This window comes from Croceitalea sp. MTPC6, assembly GCF_036985525.1.
GTDB lineage: Bacteria > Bacteroidota > Bacteroidia > Flavobacteriales > Flavobacteriaceae > Croceitalea.
Genome location: NZ_BTGR01000019.1, coordinates 1 through 2,568, shown reverse-complemented (window position 1 = coordinate 2,568; position 2,568 = coordinate 1). Strand labels below are relative to the sequence as shown.

Here is a 2,568-nt window from a genome sequence, read left to right as displayed (position 1 = left end):
CAGAAGAAAATCACTCTAAAGAAGATGAAATAGTAACACTTACTGCTAAACAGTATGATGTCCTACAAATGGAAGTCGATACGCTTGCCCAGCGCAATATGAGCGGATACGTAGAAGCGAACGGTCAATTGGAAGTTCCGCCACAAAATGAAGCGACCATCACTACAGTAGTGGGTGCGAACGTGGTTTCTATAGAGGTCATCGAGGGCGATAAGGTCAACAAAGGTCAGACGGTGGCCTATCTGTCACATCCCAATATTATTCAGAAACAGACGGATTACCTCAATGCATATAGTAACAGTCAGTTTCTCAAAAAGGAATACGAACGCCAAAAAACTCTTTATGATGCAGGTGTGGGCAGCGGTGCCAATTTCCAAAAAGCAGAAGCGGAATATCAAGCTTCCCGAAGTATGGTGAACGGTTTGGAAGCACAATTACAACAATTAAATGTTAGTGCATCAGGTGTGAGAAATGGCACTATTTATCAAAGGGTTGCGCTACGAAGTCCTATTCAAGGCTTTGTGGAAAAAGTAGAGGTTAAAACAGGACAATATGTAGAACCTCAAACCGACCTAATGGAAATCGTGGACACCCATCACGTACACGCCGATTTGATGGTGTTTGAAAAGGATGTGTACAAAGTAAAGGAAGGACAAACCGTGCGGTTCAATGTCCAATCCATTCCGGGAAAGGAACTGACAGCGGAAATTTATTCCGTAGGAAAAACTTTTGAGCAGAACCCCAAAGCGATACACGTACACGCCGAAATCGAGAACAAGGAAGGCAACCTGATACCAGGAATGTATATTCAAGGGCGCATCCAAACCAACAATACAATGACCACGGCTATTCCTGAAAGTGCCATTGCAGCCGATGGCGAAAAGTCCTTTGTGTTTTCAGCAAAAAAGGAAGGCGAGGATTGGAAGTTTATGCCCGTGGAAATCATAAAAGGAACTCACGATGGCGATTGGATTGCCATTGATTTTCTAATGGAACAAGAACCAAATACTAAGTATGCCTTTAATAACGCCTACTACTTAATGGCAGAAATGAAAAAAGGGGAAAACGAGGAAGAAGGACATTAAAAAATGGACAAAAAAAGAAAACAAAATTTAAAGGAAGCAAGAACGCTTCAGATATGGAATGTCATCTATGACATTATCGAGGTGGTCGTATCGCTTATAGCCGGATTCACGGCAAACAGTTCAGCATTAATAGGCTGGGGATTGGACAGCACCATCGAAGTCATTAGTGCAGGAACGCTCGGTTGGCGATTGCACGGCGAAATCAAGGGTCTGGATGAAAAGCGTGTAGAGCAAAGAAAAATGACAACCCTTTATGTCATCGCAATATCCTTTGCCCTCATCTGCATTTTCATATCCTATGATTCTATTTCAAAATTAATAAGTCAAGAAACGGCATCTTGGTCTACGGTGGGTATTGGTATACTGATAGTTTCCTTAGTGGTAAATCCATTTTTGATTTATTACAAAAGAAAGTACGGACATAAACTGGATAGCCCTGCTCTGCTTGCAGATGCCAAGGATACTTTTATCTGTCTATATCAAACCGTAGTAGTACTAATAGGCCTATTGCTCGTGAAATGGCTGGGCTGGTGGTGGGCCGACCCCGTTGCGGCATTGTTGATAGTGCCATATGCGGCAAAAGAGGGTTTGAAAGCATTTTCCAAGGCACAAAAAATCAAAAACAGCATCGATAAGAAATGAAAGAAATAGAAAAAAGATTGAATGACAATGGGGTTCGCCCCACGGCAATGCGCATATTGATTTATAAGTATATGGCCGAAAAAGAAATTGCGGTTGCGCTCACGGATATCGAGAACGTTTTCGCGAAAGCGGACAGGACTACTCTGTACCGCACCCTCAAAACCTTTGAGCAAAAAGGTATCGTACACCAGATAGATGATGGCACCCATATTTCGAAATTTGCATTGTGCGAACCGGGTTGCAACTGTGAACTTGAACAAGATTTGCACTTGCATTTTCATTGCACTAACTGTGACGAAACGGTTTGTTTAACGGAACAAAAAATCCCGCATATCAACTTACCCGATGGTTATGTCGCCGAAGATGCCAATTTGGTGCTCAAAGGTATTTGCGAGAAGTGTAGTGGATAATCAATGTACTTCCGTTGCATACTTAATTTAAAGAATTTTACAATATGAAAAAGAAAAAAATAAACCTACGGGATATAGACACTAATAAGCATTCAGGCGAGCACAGTCACGATGACGGCCATAACCATAGCAGCCCTGAAGAAATTTCAAATTTTAGAACCTATCTACCAGCTATTTTCAGCTTTGTGATGTTGATAGCAGGAATCGCTATTGATTACTTTGATGCGTTTCCTTTCTTCAAAGGATGGATTCGCGTAGTATGGTACACGGTAGCCTATATCCCTGTTGGTTTTCCGGTGATAAGAGAAGGCTGGAAAAGTATTAAAAATGGTGATTTTTTTACGGAATTCTTCTTAATGTCCATAGCCACTTTAGGTGCATTTGCCATTGGCGAATATCCCGAAGGTGTTGCCGTAATGCTGTTTTATGCT

3 protein-coding genes and 1 pseudogene are annotated in these 2,568 nt (G+C 41.7%); all 4 read left to right on the top strand.

Going from position 1 to position 2,568, the window contains the following annotated elements:
- Positions 1-1,085 (top strand): efflux RND transporter periplasmic adaptor subunit (locus AACP56_RS17830; protein WP_339339061.1); only part of this gene is annotated, 1,085 nt, incomplete at its 5' end.
- 3 nt (positions 1,086-1,088) lie between these two features.
- The gene (locus AACP56_RS17825; protein ID WP_133642526.1) at positions 1,089-1,727 is read left to right on the top strand and encodes a cation diffusion facilitator family transporter; all 639 of its coding nucleotides are present in this window, start codon (positions 1,089-1,091) and stop codon (positions 1,725-1,727) included.
- On the top strand, positions 1,724-2,137 hold the full coding sequence (locus AACP56_RS17820) for a Fur family transcriptional regulator (protein WP_179241117.1): 414 nt from the start codon (positions 1,724-1,726) through the stop codon (positions 2,135-2,137). Before AACP56_RS17825 ends, AACP56_RS17820 begins: the two co-directional genes overlap by 4 nt.
- A gap of 44 nt (positions 2,138-2,181) precedes the next feature.
- A pseudogene (locus tag AACP56_RS17815) lies at positions 2,182-2,568 on the top strand (heavy metal translocating P-type ATPase); the annotation flags it as partial.

Coding starts and splice junctions, on each gene's coding strand:
- AACP56_RS17825 (WP_133642526.1), top strand. CDS start 1,089: ATGGACAAAAAAAGAAAACAAAATTTAAAGGAAGCAAGAACGCTTCAG.
- AACP56_RS17820 (WP_179241117.1), top strand. CDS start 1,724: ATGAAAGAAATAGAAAAAAGATTGAATGACAATGGGGTTCGCCCCACG.